Source organism: Streptomyces sp. NPDC001493, from assembly GCF_053597235.1.
On record NZ_JBSFHV010000002.1, the window covers coordinates 332,107 to 349,918 of the forward strand.

The 17,812-nt window shown below is 70.4% G+C and carries 11 protein-coding genes; 5 read left to right on the plus strand and 6 right to left on the minus strand.

Annotated features, from left to right (window positions below; genetic code table 11):
- Window positions 1–84 precede the first annotated feature (84 nt).
- A complete protein-coding gene (locus tag ACWCWD_RS04000; protein WP_450770041.1) occupies window positions 85–6,102 on the minus strand; it encodes a VWD domain-containing protein in 6,018 nt (2,005 codons plus the stop codon).
- On the opposite strand from ACWCWD_RS04000, the gene ACWCWD_RS04005 reads away from it, so the two are divergent.
- Window positions 6,095–6,262 carry a hypothetical protein gene (locus tag ACWCWD_RS04005; RefSeq protein WP_450770043.1) on the plus strand — a complete coding sequence of 56 codons (168 nt, stop codon included), beginning with the start codon at window positions 6,095–6,097 and terminating at the stop codon, window positions 6,260–6,262. The genes ACWCWD_RS04000 and ACWCWD_RS04005 overlap by 8 nt on opposite strands.
- 372 nt (window positions 6,263–6,634) lie before the next feature.
- Here the strand turns inward: ACWCWD_RS04005 and ACWCWD_RS04010 are convergent, their stop codons facing one another.
- Both ACWCWD_RS04010 and ACWCWD_RS04015 read right to left on the minus strand, forming a co-directional pair.
- Window positions 6,635–7,717: a hypothetical protein gene (locus ACWCWD_RS04010; RefSeq protein ID WP_450770044.1), complete on the minus strand. Its 1,083-nt coding sequence runs from the start codon at window positions 7,715–7,717 to the stop codon at window positions 6,635–6,637.
- A gap of 249 nt (window positions 7,718–7,966) precedes the next feature.
- Window positions 7,967–8,779: a carbon-nitrogen family hydrolase gene (locus ACWCWD_RS04015; RefSeq protein WP_450770046.1), complete on the minus strand. Its 813-nt coding sequence runs from the start codon at window positions 8,777–8,779 to the stop codon at window positions 7,967–7,969.
- 210 nt (window positions 8,780–8,989) lie between these two features.
- Between ACWCWD_RS04015 and ACWCWD_RS04020 the strand changes: the two genes are divergently transcribed.
- Window positions 8,990–9,814 carry a maleylpyruvate isomerase family mycothiol-dependent enzyme gene (locus tag ACWCWD_RS04020; protein ID WP_450770047.1) on the plus strand — a complete coding sequence of 275 codons (825 nt, stop codon included), beginning with the start codon at window positions 8,990–8,992 and terminating at the stop codon, window positions 9,812–9,814.
- 32 nt (window positions 9,815–9,846) lie between these two features.
- Here ACWCWD_RS04020 and ACWCWD_RS04025 read toward each other — a convergent pair whose 3' ends face one another.
- Window positions 9,847–10,410, minus strand: coding sequence for a TetR/AcrR family transcriptional regulator (locus ACWCWD_RS04025; RefSeq protein ID WP_450770049.1), 564 nt, complete (start codon window positions 10,408–10,410; stop codon window positions 9,847–9,849).
- A gap of 198 nt (window positions 10,411–10,608) precedes the next feature.
- Between ACWCWD_RS04025 and ACWCWD_RS04030 the strand changes: the two genes are divergently transcribed.
- Window positions 10,609–12,042 (plus strand): MFS transporter, encoded by a 1,434-nt coding sequence (locus ACWCWD_RS04030; protein ID WP_450770051.1) that lies wholly within the window; start codon window positions 10,609–10,611, stop codon window positions 12,040–12,042.
- 119 nt (window positions 12,043–12,161) lie between these two features.
- On the opposite strand, the gene ACWCWD_RS04035 is transcribed toward ACWCWD_RS04030, so the two are convergent.
- Window positions 12,162–13,469: an MFS transporter gene (locus ACWCWD_RS04035; RefSeq protein WP_450770053.1), complete on the minus strand. Its 1,308-nt coding sequence runs from the start codon at window positions 13,467–13,469 to the stop codon at window positions 12,162–12,164.
- Complete coding sequence (locus tag ACWCWD_RS04040) at window positions 13,466–14,149, minus strand: GntR family transcriptional regulator (protein WP_450770055.1); 684 nt, start codon at window positions 14,147–14,149, stop codon at window positions 13,466–13,468. The genes ACWCWD_RS04035 and ACWCWD_RS04040 overlap by 4 nt, the downstream gene beginning before the upstream one ends.
- Window positions 14,150–14,426: 277 nt before the next feature.
- Between ACWCWD_RS04040 and ACWCWD_RS04045 the strand changes: the two genes are divergently transcribed.
- Window positions 14,427–15,314 carry a D-alanyl-D-alanine carboxypeptidase family protein gene (locus tag ACWCWD_RS04045; protein ID WP_450770057.1) on the plus strand — a complete coding sequence of 296 codons (888 nt, stop codon included), beginning with the start codon at window positions 14,427–14,429 and terminating at the stop codon, window positions 15,312–15,314.
- A gap of 122 nt (window positions 15,315–15,436) precedes the next feature.
- Window positions 15,437–17,464 (plus strand): PA14 domain-containing protein, encoded by a 2,028-nt coding sequence (locus ACWCWD_RS04050; protein WP_450770059.1) that lies wholly within the window; start codon window positions 15,437–15,439, stop codon window positions 17,462–17,464.
- The last annotated feature ends 348 nt before the right edge of the window (window positions 17,465–17,812 follow it).

Consider the following 17,812-nt stretch of genomic DNA (forward strand, 5'->3'; position numbering starts at 1 on the left):
GCGGGCGGACGCGGCGCACCGACGACGGATCGGGCCGGGACCGCCCCCGAAGGCGGTCCCGGCCCGATCGGCGACACCGGATGATCAGGCTTTCGCCACCTGCAGTCCGAACGTGCCGTACACCGGGCTGCCCGGCACGATCAGCACCGTGTAGTTCCCCGCCGGCAACGCCGGCATCGTGTACAGCGATCCGCTGTTTCCACAGCTGAGGACTCCGCTCTTGAGCAGGGCGCCTGCGGGGTCGTACAGGTAGAAGTGCACGGACGAAGACCCGCAGTCACCTCCGGTGATCACCGACGAGCCCGTCAACGCCACGTTCTGCGCGGTGGAGTTCGTGAAGCCGATCGACACGGCCTGTGCCGCGACCGTCGTCTTCGCCGTCACCTGGGCACCGCCCATCGTGGCTGTGGCGGATGACGTGCCCGCCGCGAAGACCTGAGCGCTGTACTTTCCGGTGACCGGGCCGGGCGGCACGATCAGCACCGTGTAGGGCCCTGCCGCGAGAGTCGCGGTGAAGAGTGAACCCGCACTGCCGCAGGTGAGGCTGAAGGTCTTCACCTGCTTACCGGAGTGGTCGTACAGGTAGTAGCGCATGGTCGAATACCCGCAGTCACCACCGGTGATCACCGATGAGCCGGTGATCGTGACGGCTCCGTCGGCCGGGACCACGAAGCCGATCGCCACGGACTGCGAGGCGATCGTGGTGGTGGAGGATGCGGGGGTGCCGTTCGAAGCCGCCGTCGCCGACGCCGCGTCGGCGCCGAAGACCTGGACGCCGAAGGTACCGGTCTGCGCGCTCGGAGGCACGATCACCATGGTGTAGTCGCCGGCGGCGAGCGTCGGAGAGTACAGAACGCCCGCGTTCCCGCACGTGAGGCTCCCGCTGTTCAGCTGGGTGCCCGTGTGGTCGTAGAGGGAGTACCGCACCGCAGAGTAGGCGCAGTCGCCGGTGGCTATCGTCGAGAAGCCCGTGATCGTCACGGCCTGGCTCGACGGGACGGTGAACCCGATCCCCACCGACCCGGAAGCGACGGTGGTGGTCACCGACTTCGGCGTCCCGTCCAACGCGGCCGTCACCGGCGCCGTCGCCCCGAAGACCTGGACCGCGTAGGTGCCGGTCACCGGACCCGGCGGAACCGCGAGCAGCGTGTAGGACCCCGCCGCCAGTGTCGCGCCGAACAAGGCGCCTGCCGTGCCGCAGGTGACGCTCTGACTCTTCACCTGGGCGCCCGAGCTGTCGTAGAGGGAGAACTTCACCGGCGAGTAGGCGCAGTCGCCGGTGATGGCCGATGAGCCGGTGATCGTCACCGCCTGGCCGCTCGGGACGGTGAACCGGAACGCGGCCGACTGCGAGTCGTGCGTGGTGGTCACCACCTTCGGAGTGCCGTCCAACGTGGCGACCACAGGGATGTTCGCGCCGAAGACCTGGACCCCGTAGGTGCCGGTCACCGGACCCGGCGGTACCGCGAGCACCGTGTAGGAACCGGCTTTCAGGGCTTTGCCGTACAGCACGCCGGACGAGCCGCAGGTGAGGCTTCCGCTGTTCAGCTGCGCTCCGGAGTGGTCGTAGAGGTAGAACTTCACGGACGAGTAGTGGCAGTCGCCGGTGATGACGGACGAACCGGTGACGGTCACCGCCTGGTCCGCCGGAACGGTGAACCCGAACGCGACCGACTGCGAGGCGGCTGTCGTCGTCACCGACGCGGGAGCGCCGTCCAGGTCCGTGGTCGCCGTCGACGCGTCGGCTCCGAAGAACTGGACGCCGTAGGTACCCGTCACCGGTCCCGGCGGCGCGATCAGCATCGTGTAGGACCCCGCTGCCAGCGTCGGCGAGAACAGCACGCCGGACGTGTCGCAGCTCAGGCTCCCGCTCTTCACCTGGGTACCCGCGTGGTCGTACAGGTAGAACTTCACCGGGTTGTAGGCGCAGTCACCCGTGGCGATCGCCGAGGAACCGGTGATCGCCACCGCTTGGTCGGTCGGATTGGTGAAACCGGCCATCACCGACTGGGAGTCGGCGGTGGTCGTCGCGGACGCGGGCGTGCCGTCCAGCGTCGCCGTCAATGCCGACGTGGACGCTCCGAAGAGCTGCACGCCCAATTTCCCGGTCACCGGCGCCGGCGGGACGATGACCACCGTGTAGGAACCGGCGGGCAGGACCGGCGAGTAGAGCATCCCCGCACCGCCGCACGGGAGGCCGCCGTGTTTCACCTCCGTGCCGGTGCCGTCGTACAGGTGGAAAACCAGCGAGGAGTAGTCGCAGTCGCCCGAGACGAGCGTGGAGGACCCCGTCACCGCCACGGTCTGGCTCGTCGGGTTCACGAACCCGACGGCCACCGACTGGGCCGCGACGGTCGTGGTCACCACGTCCGGTGTGCCGTCCAGCGTCGCCGCCGGCGTCCCCCCGCCACCGGCCGTGGCGAACAGGCTGTAGGTCCCGGCCAGTCCGCCCGAGTCGACGGCCAGCCGATAACTGCCGGAGGCCAGGACTCCGAGGCTGGAAACGCCGCACCGCCCGTGGGCGATCGCCGCCCCGGAACCGTCGAGAAGCCGCCAGACCAGCGAGGTGCTGTAGCTCACGGTGGGACACGAGGCGACGTTCAGGAGCACCGGCGAGCCGTCGGAGGGCGCGGTGAGCGCGTACACGTCCTGCGACGCCGCCGTCTCGAACCGGCCCGCGCCCGTCGCCGTCTCGGCGTTGAGCCGGTCCGGCGACACGGCCAGCGGGAAGGCCGCGGTGAACGACTGCGGCGCCTCAAGGTTCAGTGTGTACCCACCGGCCAAGCCCCCGGCGCTGACCACCAGTCGGTACGCGCCGGCGGCCAGCGGGTCCAGGTTCGTGTACGAGCAGCCGCCGTTGGCCAGGACCGTGCCCGTCGCCGCGCTGAGCAGTTTCCAGTGCAGTGGCGTCGAATAGCTCGCCGTCGGGCACGCCGAGACGCCGAGGTTCAGCACCCGGCCGTCGTCCGGCACCGTGAACGTGTAGATGTCCTGGGAGGCGCCGGTCTCGAAGGCGCCCGCACCGGGTACGGAGGCACCGTTCAGCGTGTTCGCACGGGCCGTCAGCGGGAGGGCCGTCGCGAACGACTGCGGGGAGAGGAGGTCGAGCGTGTACGGACCGGCCGTGCCGTTGGCCGCGACGTCCAGTTGGTAGGAGCCGGCCGCGAGCGTGCCGAAGTCCCCGTACGAACAACCGCCGTACCCGGACCCGACCACGGACTGCGTCGCGGCGTCGCGCAGGGTCCAGGTGCCGGAGGAGTAGGTGTTCGATACCGGGCACGACCTGAGGCTGAGCGCGAGCGGCAGACCGCCCGCCGGAACGGTGAACGTGTAACTGTCCTGTGAAGCACCGTCCTCGAACACACCGGCTCCGACGGTGCCGGTTCCATTGAGGGTGTTCTCCGTCACCGACAGCGGCACCGTCGTCGCGAACGACTGCGGGGCCTCCAGGTCGAGCGCGTAGGACCCCACGACACCTGGGCCGCGGACCGTCAGCGTGTACTCCCCCGCCGCCACGAGGCCGAGCGCGGCGTCGTCGCAGATCCCCGACGCGGCGGTGCGGCCCGCCGACGTCCGGAGGGTCCAGCGGACGCCGTCCGACTGACCGGCGGCCGGGCACGAACGAAGGTCGAGGTTGAGGCGCTCACCGCCGGCCGGAACGGTGAACGCGTACACGTCCGCCGAACCGGTGTTCTCCAGCTTTCCGGCCCCCGCCTCCGTGGAGCCGTCGACGGTCCCGGAGGAGACCGACAACGGCAGCGCGGCGGAGAACGTCTGAGCCGGTACGAGACTGGCGCTCACCGAGATGTCGTCGACGGCGAGGCTGGTGCCGATGATGCCCCGGAAGCCCGAGGGTTTCAGTTGCACGCTCAATTGGTCGCTGTACTGCGGCGTGGACAACGTGATCCGATACCGCTGGTAAGCCGTTCCCTGGGCGGTCTGGCCCTGGCCCAGCGCGCTGATCGTCGCAGGCCCCGAGGAGACGCTCGCCGTAGTCGAGGTGAACGCGACCGCCGACGAGGTCGCCGGTTCACCCACCGTCACGGTCAGCCCCTGGTCCTGGGCGTCGGCACTGGTGAGGCCGACCGTGTAGACGTCGAACGCGACCGTGGCGCCGGAATGGTTCGGCACGGACGGGACGGTGAAGCTGTACCCGCTGCCGTCGAAGACGGGCCCGGCCACGGTGTCTCCACCGATCGACTCGGTGCTGTCGGGGCGGAAGTTGGGGCCGATCGCGGCTTCGAAGTCCTCGGTCACGGCGCCGTCGGCGTCGACCGTGTGCGCTCCCGCATCCTGAAGCACATCGGTGACCGCAGCGGCGGCCTTGGCGTAGTTCGCGTCACCGGTCTGGGCGACGTCGAGCATGCAGGCGTCGAACTGCGGACCCGCCGGTACGGCCTGGGCGTTGCACGTCTGACGGGCGAGGTCCTGGTCGGACTGTGCGAAGTCGACGAGGGTCACCACGTTCGAGGGGAACGTCAGGTCCGTGTAGGACGCCGTGGTGTTCTCGTCCGGGTAGGTGAAGTCGGACTGGTTGTCGGTGAGCCGCCAGGAGTTGGCGTACGGACCGTCGAGCACGGAGGCGGTGGCGGAGGAGACCGGCGTGCCGTCGGACATCACCAGGTCGTTGGCCGGGATGCCGTCGTTGTCGCCGAGCAGGCCGGTCGTCGGTACGCCGGGCGCGATGTCGAAGCCGACGTTGCCCGCGCTGAACGCCAGCCGTGCTTTGGCCGCGCCGAAGGTCGCCACGAACTTGCTGCCGCTGCGGACCAGCATCGCGCCCCCACCGAAGTCCGTCAGCTTCTGCGAGGCCGGGATCTGCACCCCGTTCACGAAGGCGTCGCCGTTCTGGTGCAGTTCGACGTACGCCCCGTTGATCGAGAACGCGAGCGCGTCCACGGTAGTGAACGTCCCCGATGTGCCCTGCGGCACGAATCTGGCTTGGAGGTCGAGATCCAGACTGGGGACGTGGACGACCTCGAACTCCCCTGCGGCCTGCAGGTCGTAGGCCAGTCCATCGAGTGTCGTCATGTGCGGATCGCCGAACAGGTGCCAGTGCATGACCGCCCAGATCGCCACGACCACCGCCACCGCGATGACCGGGAGCAGGAGCGCGGTACTGAGGGTGACGAAACCGGCGTCGAGCGCTGCTTCCGCCAGTAACAGCTCCGCCCCGTCCAGCCCGAGCGCTGCCGCGTCGCCGGCCAGGATGTCGGCCGAGGCCTCGGCCACCACCTCGGGCATGCTGTCCACGAAGGCCGCCCACTCCGCGTCGATGGCGTCCGCGCCGGCGCCCTCCATGGCCTCCTCGATCGCCATGATGGCGTCCCGGTTCAGCGACACGAAGACCGGCTTGGGCAGCGCGTGGAACGAGGGGACCTTGATGGGGCCGTGCGAGAACTGCAGATCCGGGCGCTCCTGGATGTTGTCGTAGAAGTCATCGGTGCCGTTGTTGTCGGCGTCGGCGCCCAGAGTCCCTTCGTAGGTCTGCTTCTTCTCGTCCTCGTCGTTCTGCTTCTGGCGCTCGGGGCACTCCTGGAAAGTCCGGGATATCCGGATCACACCGTCGTTGACCGGGTCGCTGTAGGTGTGGAAGAGCCAGGCGGAGTGCTTGGTCGGATCCGCTTTGCACGGCGGGTCCAGCTCGACCTTGAAGTCGTCGCTGAAGGGCTTGGTGAAGTGGTACGGGTCCACGGTGTGCCCAGCGCGTGGCCATACGTCCGCGTACTCGTTGACTTCGTCCACCGGGTTGGCGCTACTCCAGGTGCCCTTCATCTCCACCAGCCCGACGGGGCCCGTATTGCTGGTGTGGTCGTACAGGACGAGGTCCGGTCGCAGGCCGCCAGGGGTGATTTGCGTCTCCCACTGAATGTTGGGTGTGATGCCTGTCGCCGATCTGTCGCCGTAGACACCGGCCGCGTTGAGTTGAGCGATGACGCGCGTCTGCGCGAGGTTCTCTGCCTCCATCCTCCTCGGCTTGCAGTCCTGGATCTTGTAGACGGCGTTGGGCTTCAGTGCGCGCGGGTCGAGGACGCAGGGGACTGAGGTGTAGCTCTTGGTGGCCGGACTCCACGCGTAGCCGAGGAGCCCCCGGGTGGACATCAGGTTCCCTGCCACGCAGCGAACGCCGCCCGAGTCCGGGACCGAGGCGTCATCGCTGTTCGGCGGGCACGTGGAAACAGCGGCGTCGGACTCGACGCCGGTCGTCCGGGATGCGGTGTCGGTGTACGACGACGGCATGCTCGCGGCGGGACTCGCGTAGGTTGTCGGCGGTAGTTGAGCCGAGAAGGCCGAAGGGTCCGTGGAGTTCGCCGGATGTTTCGGCGTGGTCGGGGTCGGCGTGGTCGCCCCGGGCGCCACCGGGTTCCCCGTCGTCTTGGAGGGCGCCTGACTCGACGCACGCGTCGCGGTGGCTGTCGGTGGCGGCTCCGCATGCGCCACTGTTCCCACGGGACCGCCGGTGGCTAAGAGCGCCCCCGCGACGATGGTTGCCAGCAGACTCGCTAAACGACGAATGCGCACCGCAAGACCCCCCGAATACATACACGCATGAGTTCGAAACTCGAAAAGTCTGTCAGCGTGCTGATGGGGCGGTCAACGAAGTAACGATCAGGGTTCAGCGCGACAAGCGGCGTTACCGGACATCCTCGGCAGAGACCAGAGCTCGGCCGAAGTCGGCACGCGCACGGTCGAGGACCGAGGGTGCAGGTCCGGCGGGGCGGAGCCACTCGGCCAGATCGGGGGACTCGACGAGCGCCCGCCCAGGAGTGACATACGTCACGGTCCACTGCGACAGGTCCGCGACCCTCGCCAGATGCTCGTCGGTGAGCAACTGCATGCAGTGGACGTCGGGGACGAACCGGCTCCACAGGCCTGCGTTCATGCGGAGTGCGACGGCGGAGACCTCCGGCCGCAGCGGCGGCAGCGCTCGGCCACGTTTGTCCCAGAGGTATGCGGGGTACCGCGTCGGTGCCACGAACGCGTAGTGCGCGCGCTCCGCTTCGGCGAGGATCGCCGCGCGGGCCCGGCCGGCCCGGGCCTCCGGGGAGGCGGACGCGTCATGGAACTGGTACGTCGCCTGGCCGCTCCTGCCGATGTGGGCGAAGGCGGCCCGCGAGGCCCGCGCGTCCGCGTACAGCAGCGAGCCGGACGAAGCCACGAGCAGTGTCGAGGCCAGGTGGGCCGCCACGTCGCCGGCAGTGTCCAGCTGACTCATCCCGCCGCTGGAGACGTAGGCGTCACCTCCCGCCTCGGCCGCCCAGCGCGCGGCCCGCTCGGCCCAGCCCGCCGCACCGGCATCGCCCGGCGCGGCCAGCGCGACGTACGCCGTCATCATCGGATCATCCAGCTGCGCGACCCACTCCGGCAGTCTGATGGTTTTCGTGGCCCGCAGCGCACCCGACAGCCCACCCGCCCGCAGCTCACCGGCGAAGGCGTCGAGCCATCTGAGCAGCGCCTCATCGCTCCACGGCGACCCGATCTTCACGGAGACACCCGCGAAACTCGCCGTCAGGAACGACCCCCAGGCGGAGTCCGGCGCCGCCTTGTCGGCCGCGTCATTGGCCGCCACGAGCCCCCGGTGCGCCACTTCGGCGATCACCGCGATGGCGACTTGGCCGTCCGGGGCGAACTCCACCCGGACCTCGTCGGAGCCATTGGCTTCCAACTCCCGCATAATGCCGTCGAGTTCGATACGCAAGCCCTCACGGTTCGTCATGCCGTCAGCGTAGCGAGGGGCGAGCGCGCACCCCTGGCCGCTTGGACCATCCCCGCACCCGCGGGAAGCACTCCGAGGGGGGAAGCCGGCCCGCGTACGCCTGGGGACCATCCCCGCACGCGCGGGGAGCACTCTTCCCGACCCGGTCCGTTACCCGGCCCTGCCCCCTCGAACCGGCCAACTTCACCGACTCGGATATTTCGCCCTCACCCCTCCCGAATCGGCCGCCCCCCACCCGCCTCCGCTCCCTCACCCCACCGCCCCCGGCCGCTCCACCCCCAGCCGACGGTCCTTCAGGGCCGGGAACTGCGCCCGGGTCTTCTCCACCTTCGCCGGGTCGAACTCCACCCGCAGGATCTCCTCGTCCGGCCCCGCCTCGGCGAGGATCTCGCCCCACGGGTCGACCGCGATGGTGTGGCCCGCCTGGGGGACGTCGGCGTGGGTGCCGGCGGTGCCGACGGCGAGGACGTACGCCTGGTTCTCGACGGCGCGGGCCTGGGCGAGGAGGGTCCAGTGGGCGCGGCGGCGGGCGGGCCAGCCGGCGGGGATGACGAGGGTCTGGGCGCCGGCGTCGACGAGGCCGCGGAAGAGTTCGGGGAAGCGGAGGTCGTAGCAGGTGGCGAGGCCCAGGGTGGTTTCCGGGAGGGGGACGGTGACGAGGTGTTCGCCGGCGCCCATCAGGGTCGCTTCGCCCTGGTCGAAGCCGAAGCGGTGGATCTTGCGGTAGGTGGCGACGCGTTCGCCCCGGGGGTCGAGGACGAGGGAGGTGTTGTAGAGGGTGCCGTCCTCGGCGCGTTCGACGAAGGATCCGGCGTGCAGCCAGACGCCCGCTTCGGCCGCCGCGCGGGACATCACCTCGTGGGTGGGCCCTTCGAGGGGCTCGGCCTCGTCGGCGAACCGGGTGAAGGCGAAGGCGCCCACCGGCCAGAGTTCGGGGAGGACCACCAGGTCGGCCGGATTCGGACCTGACGCCTCGCCGACCACGAGCGAAGCCGCCCTCGCCCTGCGGTGATTGACGGGTTCGTCCGGGTTTACCGCGATCTGGATCAGAGAGGCGCGCACAGTACCACCGTCCTGGCATTCGAGCCGTCAACACCGGCCTACGATCGTCACACGAAAGCACTGCCGGGGTGCCTGCTCGCAGCGTAACTTGGAACTTTCCGAAGGAACGAACCTCCCACGCAGCTCGCAGACAGCGCCGTCAGTGCCAGCCCACCCGCCCGCACTCCCTGCTCTCCAGCCCACGCACCGAAGAACCGCACGAGGGGTCCCGTGACCGTCCATCCCAGCCTCCAGACCTACGCCGACGCCTGGACCCACTCCATCGAGGCGATAACGGAGCTGGTGCTGCCGCTCGCCGAGGGGGACTGGAACCTCCGTACGCCGTGCCCCGCCTGGTCGGTGCGCGACATCGTGTCGCACATCATCGGCGTGGAGTGCGAGCAGCTCGGCGACCCGCGGCCCATCCACACGCTGCCGCGCGACCTCTACCACGTGCAGAGCGACCACGCCCGGTACATGGAGATGCAGGTCGACGTACGGCGCCACCACACCTCGCCCGAGATGACCTCGGAGCTGGAGTACACGATCATCCGCCGCTCCCGGCAGCTGCGGAACGAGTCGCGCGCCCCCGAGACGATGGTCCGGGCACCCCTGGGTGCCGAGCAGACCCTCGAAGTCGCCCTGCACATGCGGGCCTTCGACGTGTGGGTGCACGAGCAGGACCTGCGTACGGCGCTCGGGCAGCCCGGCAACCTCGACTCCCCGGGCGCCCACATCGTCCGCGACACCCTGCTGGAGGCGCTGCCGAAGGTCGTCGCCAAGGACGCGGGCGCCCCGGCGAACTCGGCCGTTGTGCTCGACGTCCAGGGGCCGCTGGAGTTCCTCCGTACGGTCCGGGTGGACGCGGAAGGGCACGGCTCGATCGACGGTTCGCCGTCGCTGGGCCCCGCCGTGACGCTGGCGATGGACTGGGAGACGTACTACCGGCTGGCCTGCGGGCGGGTGCGCCCGTCGAGCGTCGCGGACCGGATCAAGGTCGAGGGCGACGAGGACCTGGCGGCGGCGATCCTGCACCGGTTCGCGGTGACCCCGTGACTCCGTAAGTCCACAGAACCGTACGAGGGGCGTCAGCGGACCAGGGGCAGGAAGACCGTGTCGACGATCTCTTCGAGCACGTCGTCCGGCACGGGGGCGAAGGTCGTGAGGAGTTCGTGGCGCAGCAGGTCGAAGGGGAGTGACCTGATGCGGTCGGTGAGGCGTTCCGGCCGGACCTCGCCGCGCCGGACGGCCCGGTCGTAGAGCACGTCGACGGCTTCCTTGCGCCCGCTGGTGAGGGGGGCGTGCGGGGCGTCGGGGCCGGCGGCCCGGTGGTAGTCGGCGAGCTGCACGCTCATGACGGTGACGAGTTCGATGCGGGTGGCGTTGATCTCGCGCATGAGGGTGAGGACGTCCCCGCGCAGGCTCCCCGTGTCGGGGACGTCGAGGAGGGCCCCCTTCATGACGTGCTGGAGGGTGGCCCGGACGAGGGCGTCGCGGTCTGACCAGCGGCGGTAGAGGACGGGCGGGCTGGTGCCCGCGCGCTGGACCACGGCGTCCATGGTGAACCGGGCGTAGCCGTTGGCCGTCAGTTCTTCCCACGCCGCGTCGAGGAGTGCCTTCTCCAGCGCCGGTCCGCGTCTCCGCTCGGCCATCACGTCTCCTTGAGGATCATCTCTGGCGCCTAGGTGCCCTGGTGCCCTGTGCCTGACACCGGGGCCGCTTAGATAGATTTGCCTATCTTATTTCGGAGCCCTACTCTGAGCTCCGTAAGATAGGACTCTATATCTTAGGCGGTCGTCGTCCTTGCGTACGCACCACGAGCCCGGGACCGGGACCGGGACCGTACCCCCGTGACAGCCCCTTCCCCCCGCTCCCTCCGCGAGGCATGGGTGGCGCTGGCCGGGCTGTCGGCGGTGTTCCTCTTCGAGATGCTGGACAACTCGATCCTCAACGTCGCGCTCCCCACGATCGGGCGCCAGACGCACGCCTCGACCACCGCTCTCCAGTGGGTGACCGGGGTGTACGCGGTCGTGTTCGGCGGGCTGATGCTCGCGTTCGGGGCGGTGGCCGACCGGTTCGGGCGGCGGCGGGTGATGCTCACCGGGCTGGTGCTGCTGGGCGTCGCGAGCCTGGCGACCGTGTTCGTCACCACCCCGGGGCAGCTGATCGCGGTCCGCGCGGTGACGGGCGTCGCGGCGGCGATGACCACGCCGGGCTCGATGGCGCTGGCCTTCCGGCTGTTCGACGAGGACGGGCTGCGCGTACGGGCGACCACCCTGATCTCCACGGTGGGCCTGGTGGGGCTCGCGGTCGGGCCGGCGGCGGGCGGTTTCGTACTCGCGGTCGCGCCGTGGCAGGTGCTGCTGCTGGTGAACGTACCCGTCGCCGCGCTCGCGTTCCTGGGGATACGCCGGGGCATCGGACCCGACGGGGCGGCGGAGCTCCACCGCGATCCGGTGGACGTGGCCGGAGCGGTGCTGGGTACGGCGACGATCGTGGCGGCGCTCCTCGCGCCGACGTTCTTCGTGGAGCGGGGCGCCGGCTCCTGGGCACCGTGGGCGGTCCTGGCGGCGGTCGCGGCGGGGGCGGTGCTGTTCGTCCTGCGCGAGCGGTCGGCGCGCCACCCGCTCCTCGACCTCCGGCTCCTCGCCGCCCCGCTGGTGTCGAGCGGCCTGGCGTTCAAGGCCGCGGCCGGGCTGGCGACCGCCGGTCTCGGCTATCTGGTGACGCTGCGGCTCCAGCTCGACTGGGGGTGGTCGCCCGGGCAGGCCGCCCTCGGGATGCTGCCGCAGGTAGTCGTACTGGTCGCCGGCGGCGCGTTCGTCCGGCCGTTCGTGGAGCGGGCCGGGCTCGTACGGGCCGCCTGGCTCAGCGCCTCGGCGGTCGTCGCCGGGCTCGCCGTCCACTCCCTGCTGGGCGGGTACGGCTACGGGTGGGTCGCGCTCGCCCTGGTGCTGGTGGCCGCCGGGATGCGGGTGGTCGGGGTCGTCGCCGGGGTCAACGTGCTCCGGGGGCTGCCCGAGAGACGGACGACGACCGGCGCGGCGCTCGTCGACACCGCGTCCGAGGTCAGCTCCGGCACGGCCGTCGCGGTCGCCGGTACGGTCCTCGCCGCACTGTTCACCGGCAGCGTCGCCGACGCGCACTGGAGCGCCCGGCAGACCGCGGAGTTCCAGCGGGCCGCCACGGTCGCGGGCCTCGCGCTCACCGTCCTCGCCGCCGCGCTCGTCGCCTGGGGCTTCGCCCGAGCCCGCGCCCAGCAGGCCACCCGCGAAACCGGGTGACCCCGCCCACCAAGCCACCGGCGCGACCGGGTGACCCGCCCACCGGGCCACCCGGGCCACCGGCGCGACCGGGTGACCCCGACGCCACCCGCCCACCGGCCACCAGTGCCCACGAGCCCTCACACCGGTACGTGCACCGCCTCCACCCGGCTGACCACGTGGTGCTCGCGCTCCCGGGCCGCCGCGCGCTTCCGCAGCCGCAGGATCTGTACGAGGCCGAGCGCCTCCAGGAGGAACACCGAGGAGAACGCGATCGTGTAGTCGTCGCCGGTCGCGTCGAGCAGCACCCCGACCAGGAACAGCGTGGTCATCGAGGCGATGAAGCCGCCCATGTTGACGATGCCTGAGGCGGTGCCCTGGCGCTCGGGCGGGTTGGCGGGCCGGCCGAAGTCGAAGCCGATCATCGACGCGGGGCCGCAGGCGCCCAGCACCACGCACAACACGATCAGCAGCCACATCGGCGCGTGGCCCGGGTGGAAGATGGTGGCCGCCCAGAGCACCGCCGTCGCCCCGACCGTGGAGAGGGCGAGCGGGAGCCGGGCCGCGTGGTGGCGGGCGATGACCTGCCCGTAGACGAGGCCCACCGACATGTTCGCCAGCACCACCAGGGTGAGCAGGCTGCCGGCGGTGCCCCGGCTCAGCCCCTGGTCCTCCACGAGGAACGGCAGCCCCCACAGCAGCAGGAAGACCATCGCCGGGAACTGCGTGGTGAAGTGGACCCACATCCCGAGCCGGGTGCCGGGTTCACGCCAGCACGCGGCGATCTGGCGGCGTACGTACGCGGCGCCCGCGTGCTCCACGGGCGGCGGTTCGTGGCCCTCGGGGTGGTCCTTCAGGAAGAGCAGCATCAGGACGAGCACCAGCACACCGGCCAGCGAGCTGCCGACGAACGTCTTCGTCCAGCCGAAGCCGTGCAGGGCGCGGGCGATGAAGAGGGTGGAGACGAGGTTGCCCGCCATCCCGAAGAGGGCGGCGATCTGCCCGATCAGCGGTCCGCGCCGGGCCGGGAACCACCGGCTGCCGAGCCGCAGCACGCTGATGAACGTCATGGCGTCGCCGCAGCCGAGCAGCGCGCGCGAGGCGAGCGCGGTGCCGTACGACGGGGAGAGCGCGAAGCCGAGCTGGCCCGCGGTGAAGAGGATCGCCCCCAGGGCGAGGACCTTCTTGGTGCCGAGCCGGTCGACCATCAGGCCGACGGGTATCTGCATCCCCGCGTACACGAGCAGCTGGAGGATGGAGAAGGTCGACAGGGCGGAGGCGTTGACGTCGAAGCGTGTCGCGGCGTCGAGTCCGGCGACCCCGAGGCTCGTACGGAAGATGATCGCGACGAAGTAGACGGCGACCCCGATGCCCCAGATCCACACGGCCCGCCGGCCGCCGGGCGGGTCTCCGGGCAGCGAGAGGGTGGGCGCGGCGGCCGAACTCATCGGTCCTCACCCCGCACCAGCACCTTGACCCGGCCGACGTGCTGCCGGACGACCCCCGCGGCCGCCTCCGCATCACCCGATCGAATGGCTTCCAACAGATCCGTGTGCTCGGCGATGTTGGCGGCGATCCGGCCGGGGTGCGCCTCCATCACGGCGACGCCCATCCTCAACTGCCGGTCGCGGAGCTGGTCGTAGAGGCGGGAGAGGATCTGGTTGCCCGCGTTGCGCACGATCTCGGCGTGGAAGCAGCGGTCGGCGACGGAGACCGCGGCCAGGTCCCCGGCCCGCGCGAGGGTGCTCTGCTCGGCGAGCAGCTCTTCGAGCCTGCCGATCAGCTGCGGGGAGGCGGGCACCGCCTTGCGGGCGGCGAACTCCTCGACCAGCAGCCGGGTTTCGATGACGTCGGCGATCTCCTGCGCGGAGACCGCGAGGACGAGCGCGCCCTTCTTCGGGTAGAGCTTGATCAGCCCTTCCACTTCGAGGCGGAGCAGCGCCTCGCGCACGGGGGTCCGGGAGACGCCGACCGCTTCGGCGAGGTCCCCCTCGGTGAGGAGCGTCCCGCCCTCGTAACGGCGGTCGAGAACCGCCTCCTTGACGTGGGAGTAGACGCGTTCGGCGGCGGGAGGCGGTTTGGGTTCCGCCCGGTGGGCAGCAGGGGATGCGGGAGGTGCGGCAGGCATGCACACAGCATAGATACAACATGGACGCATGAGGGAAGCCGTCCGTGATCCGGACGCCACGGTGAACCCGTGGGCCCCTCCCGTACCAGGAAGAACGCCCGCCTCAGGGGTGACCGGGCTGTCGCCCACGCGCGTTACGATGCGCAGCGCTCCGCACGCCGTTCAAACGCGCCCCGGCGCCAGCACATCCAAGCGGCCGTCTCAGGAGTCTCACCATCAGCGGCTCCCATGCAGTCGCATTCCAGTGGCATTTGGAGCATTTATCTTGAAGATCCGCATGAGGGGCATTCGTCGCACGTCCGTCGCGGCGACCGTAACCCTGACGGCCGGTGCCGTCATCGCCGGTGGGGCGCTCGCCACCACCGCGCAGGCGGCCACGGTTCCGACGCCCACCGTCGTCGCGCCCGGCGGGTTCGTGATGAACAACGCCAGCGCCGCGACCCTCTACTCCAAGGGCGCCGACACCCGTCGCCCCACCGGGTCCACCACCAAGATCATGACCGCCAAGGTGGTGCTGGCGCAGAAGAACCTCAACCTGAACAGCACCGTCACGATCCAGAAGGCGTACAGCGACTACATCGTCGCCAAGGGCGCCTCCTCGGCGCACCTGATCGTCGGCGACAAGGTCACCGTGCGCCAGCTGCTGTACGGCCTGATGCTGCCGTCCGGCTGCGACGCGGCCTACGCGCTGGCCGACAAGTTCGGTACCGGCACGACCCGCGCGGCCCGGGTGAAGTCCTTCCTCGGCAAGATGAACGCCGACGCGAAGGCCCTCGGCCTGAAGAACACGCACTTCGACTCGTTCGACGGCATAAGCAATGGCTCGAACTACTCGACCCCGCGCGACCTGACGAAGATCGCCAGCAGCGCCATGAAGAACTCGACCTTCCGCGCCCTCGTCAAGACGAAGTCGACGAAGCAGAAGGTCACCACGAAGAGCGGCGGCTACCGCTACATGTCGTGGACCAACACCAACAAGCTGCTGAGCAGCTACAGCGGCATGATCGGCATCAAGACCGGCTCCGGCAGCAACGCCAAGTACTGCCTGGTCTTCGCCGCGACCCGCAACGGCAAGACGGTGATCGGCGCCGTCCTGGCCTCCTCGACCGAGGCCACCCGCACGACCGACGTCAAGAAGCTCCTGGACTACGGCTTCAAGAAGTAGTCCCCGGCACCACCGGTGCCACGGGAGGGGTCCGGACCGCGCGCGCTCCGCGCACCGGGCCCCTCCCCCCGTGCTCCACTCCCGTCGTGCTCGACGACCCTTGTCCGAAAGGGCCTCCCCACGTGATACCTCGTTCCCGCGTACGGCTCCGCTCCGTCGCGGCCCTCTCCGTCGCGGCGACCTCCTGCACGCTGCTCTCGGCCATCGGCGCCACTCCGGCGGCGGCGGCCACGGTGGTCTGCAAGACGAACTACTTCACGCGCACCTTCTACGCGAACACCACGTTCGCCGGTACGCCGAAGAAGACCGACTGCGACAACGCGATGGACCAGAACTGGGGCAACAACGCACCCCTGGCCGGTCTGCCGAAGGACAACTTCGCCGTCCGCTACTCCGTCACCCGCGACTTCGGCGGCGGCGGCCCCTTCACCTTCGCCGCCTCCGCGCGCGACGGCGTGCGGGTCTACCTCGACGGCGTACGGAAGATCGACATCTGGAAGAACGGCTCGGCCACCGTGTCGAAGTCGGTCAACGTCACCATCCCGTCCGGCAAGCACACCCTGCGCGTGGACTACGTGAACTGGACGGGCGCCGCCAACGTCAAGTTCGGCTACGCCCCCCGCACGTCGAAGACGGTCGACAAGGTCAAGCCCCGCACCCCGACCGGGGTGAAGGTCGTCCACGACACCGCGTCCGGCAAGGTCAAAATGACCTATCCGGCGAGCGTGGAGATGGACCTCGCCGGGTACCGGATCTACCGCCGCCTGGCCGGAACCACCACGTACACCCAGGTCGCCGCGGGCGGGGCCACCAGCTACACCGGCCTCAACCCCCTTCCCGGCAAGACCTATTACTACGAGGTCCGCGCCGTCGACAAGGCGGGGAACGTCTCCACCGGCTCGGCCGACGTCCCCGTGGTGTCGCCGCTCATGACCACGCCCACCGGCCTCACCGCCACGGGCACCGACACCGGCATCACGGTCACCTGGAAGCCGGTGGCGGGCGCGACCCGCTATCTGCTGAACCGCAGCGGTGCCGGTACCGCCACCACCGTGTCGGTGACCGGAACCACCCTCAACGACACCGCTGTCGCCCGGTCCGCGCAGTGGCAGTACCGGGTGGCCGCCGTGGACGGCGCCGGGCGCACCTCCGCCTACACCCCCGCGACGTACACGGCCGCTTCCGCCCACCGGACCGTCGCCGCCCCGCACAGCCTGACGGCGGTCCCGGCCAAGAGTTCGGTCACGCTCTCCTGGATCCGGGCGACGACGGACGGCTCCGTCGCCGGCTACCACGTCTACCGCTCCAAGGCCCTGCCCGTCGACACCAAGGCCGCTCCCGCCGCCGACGTCGTCGCCTCCACCCTGCTCACGGACGGCAGCCGCAGTTTCACCTGGACGGACGACTATCCGGTGGGGAGCACCACGTACCACTACGTGGTCAAGGCGTTCGACGCCACCGGCAAGGAGTCCGCGGCCTCGGCGAGCGTCACCACCACGACGCTGTACGAGGACCTGACGCCCCCGGCACCGGTCACCGGCCTGTCCGCCGAGGCGACCGACTACGGCGTCGAGCTGAGCTGGAAGAACGGTGGCGAGGCCGACATCGCGCGCCAGCGGGTCCTCATCGGCGAGCTGGTCACCGACGAGGAGGAGGGCACCTCGGTCTGCTACGCGGTGAGCTCCGCGTACGTGGGCGCCACCGCCACCTCGTACACCGATGTCCGGCTGCCCGACGGTGAGGAGCGGTGCTACTTCATCGACGTGCAGGACACCTCCGGCAACAACAGCATGCGCGACCCCGAGATCAACCCCGTCGTGACCGTCACCGAGCGGGACCTGACTCCCACGGTCGCGACCCCGGAGGGCTCCCCGGTCACCGTCACCGCCGACGAAGCCTCCACCGGCGGCGTGCAGCTCACCTGGCAGCCGGTCACGGACGCCACGGGCTACACGGTCGAGCGCTGGAACCCGGCCACCGAGGCTTACGAGACGATCGCGGCGGCCCCCTCGCCGTACTCGGGCACCAGCGTCACCGACAAGTCCGCCGCCCCGGGCACCACGCACTTCTACCGCGTGACCGCCCTCTACGCCGACGGCACCGCCTCGGTCCCCGGCACCGCCTACGTGGTGCTGGCCCCGGCCGCGTGAGCTGATCACCGGACGGTACGGACACCCCGAAGGGCTCCGCGCGGAGGATCGCGCGGGGCCCTTCGGCCGAGGGGGCGCGCACAGGGGCGCGCTCGGCGGACGCGGCTCAGCGCACGCAGCTCAGCGCACGCGGCTCAGCCGGAGGCGAGCAGGTACGCGCAGACGACGGCGGCGGCCGAACCCACGGTCACCCACACCAGGCCGAGGTAACGCGAGAGAGCGGCAGCCCGGCGACCCGGACGATCTCCCGGCGACTCCGGCCGACCTCGGCCATCCGCTGCCGCCGGCGCTCATACCCGCGGAGCATCCACGCCGCTCCCCGGGGCGTGAGCAGGAAAGCCCCCGCGC

Excerpts from the sequence above, each read along its gene's own strand:
- ACWCWD_RS04035 (WP_450770053.1), bottom strand. The coding sequence starts at position 13,469 with ATGAGTTCGGCCGCCGCGCCCACCCTCTCGCTGCCCGGAGACCCGCCC.
- ACWCWD_RS04000 (WP_450770041.1), bottom strand. The coding sequence starts at position 6,102 with ATGTCCACCCGGGGGCTCCTCGGCTACGCGTGGAGTCCGGCCACCAAG.
- ACWCWD_RS04025 (WP_450770049.1), bottom strand. The coding sequence starts at position 10,410 with ATGGCCGAGCGGAGACGCGGACCGGCGCTGGAGAAGGCACTCCTCGAC.
- ACWCWD_RS04045 (WP_450770057.1), top strand. The coding sequence starts at position 14,427 with ATGAGGGGCATTCGTCGCACGTCCGTCGCGGCGACCGTAACCCTGACG.
- ACWCWD_RS04040 (WP_450770055.1), bottom strand. The coding sequence starts at position 14,149 with ATGCCTGCCGCACCTCCCGCATCCCCTGCTGCCCACCGGGCGGAACCC.
- ACWCWD_RS04010 (WP_450770044.1), bottom strand. The coding sequence starts at position 7,717 with ATGACGAACCGTGAGGGCTTGCGTATCGAACTCGACGGCATTATGCGG.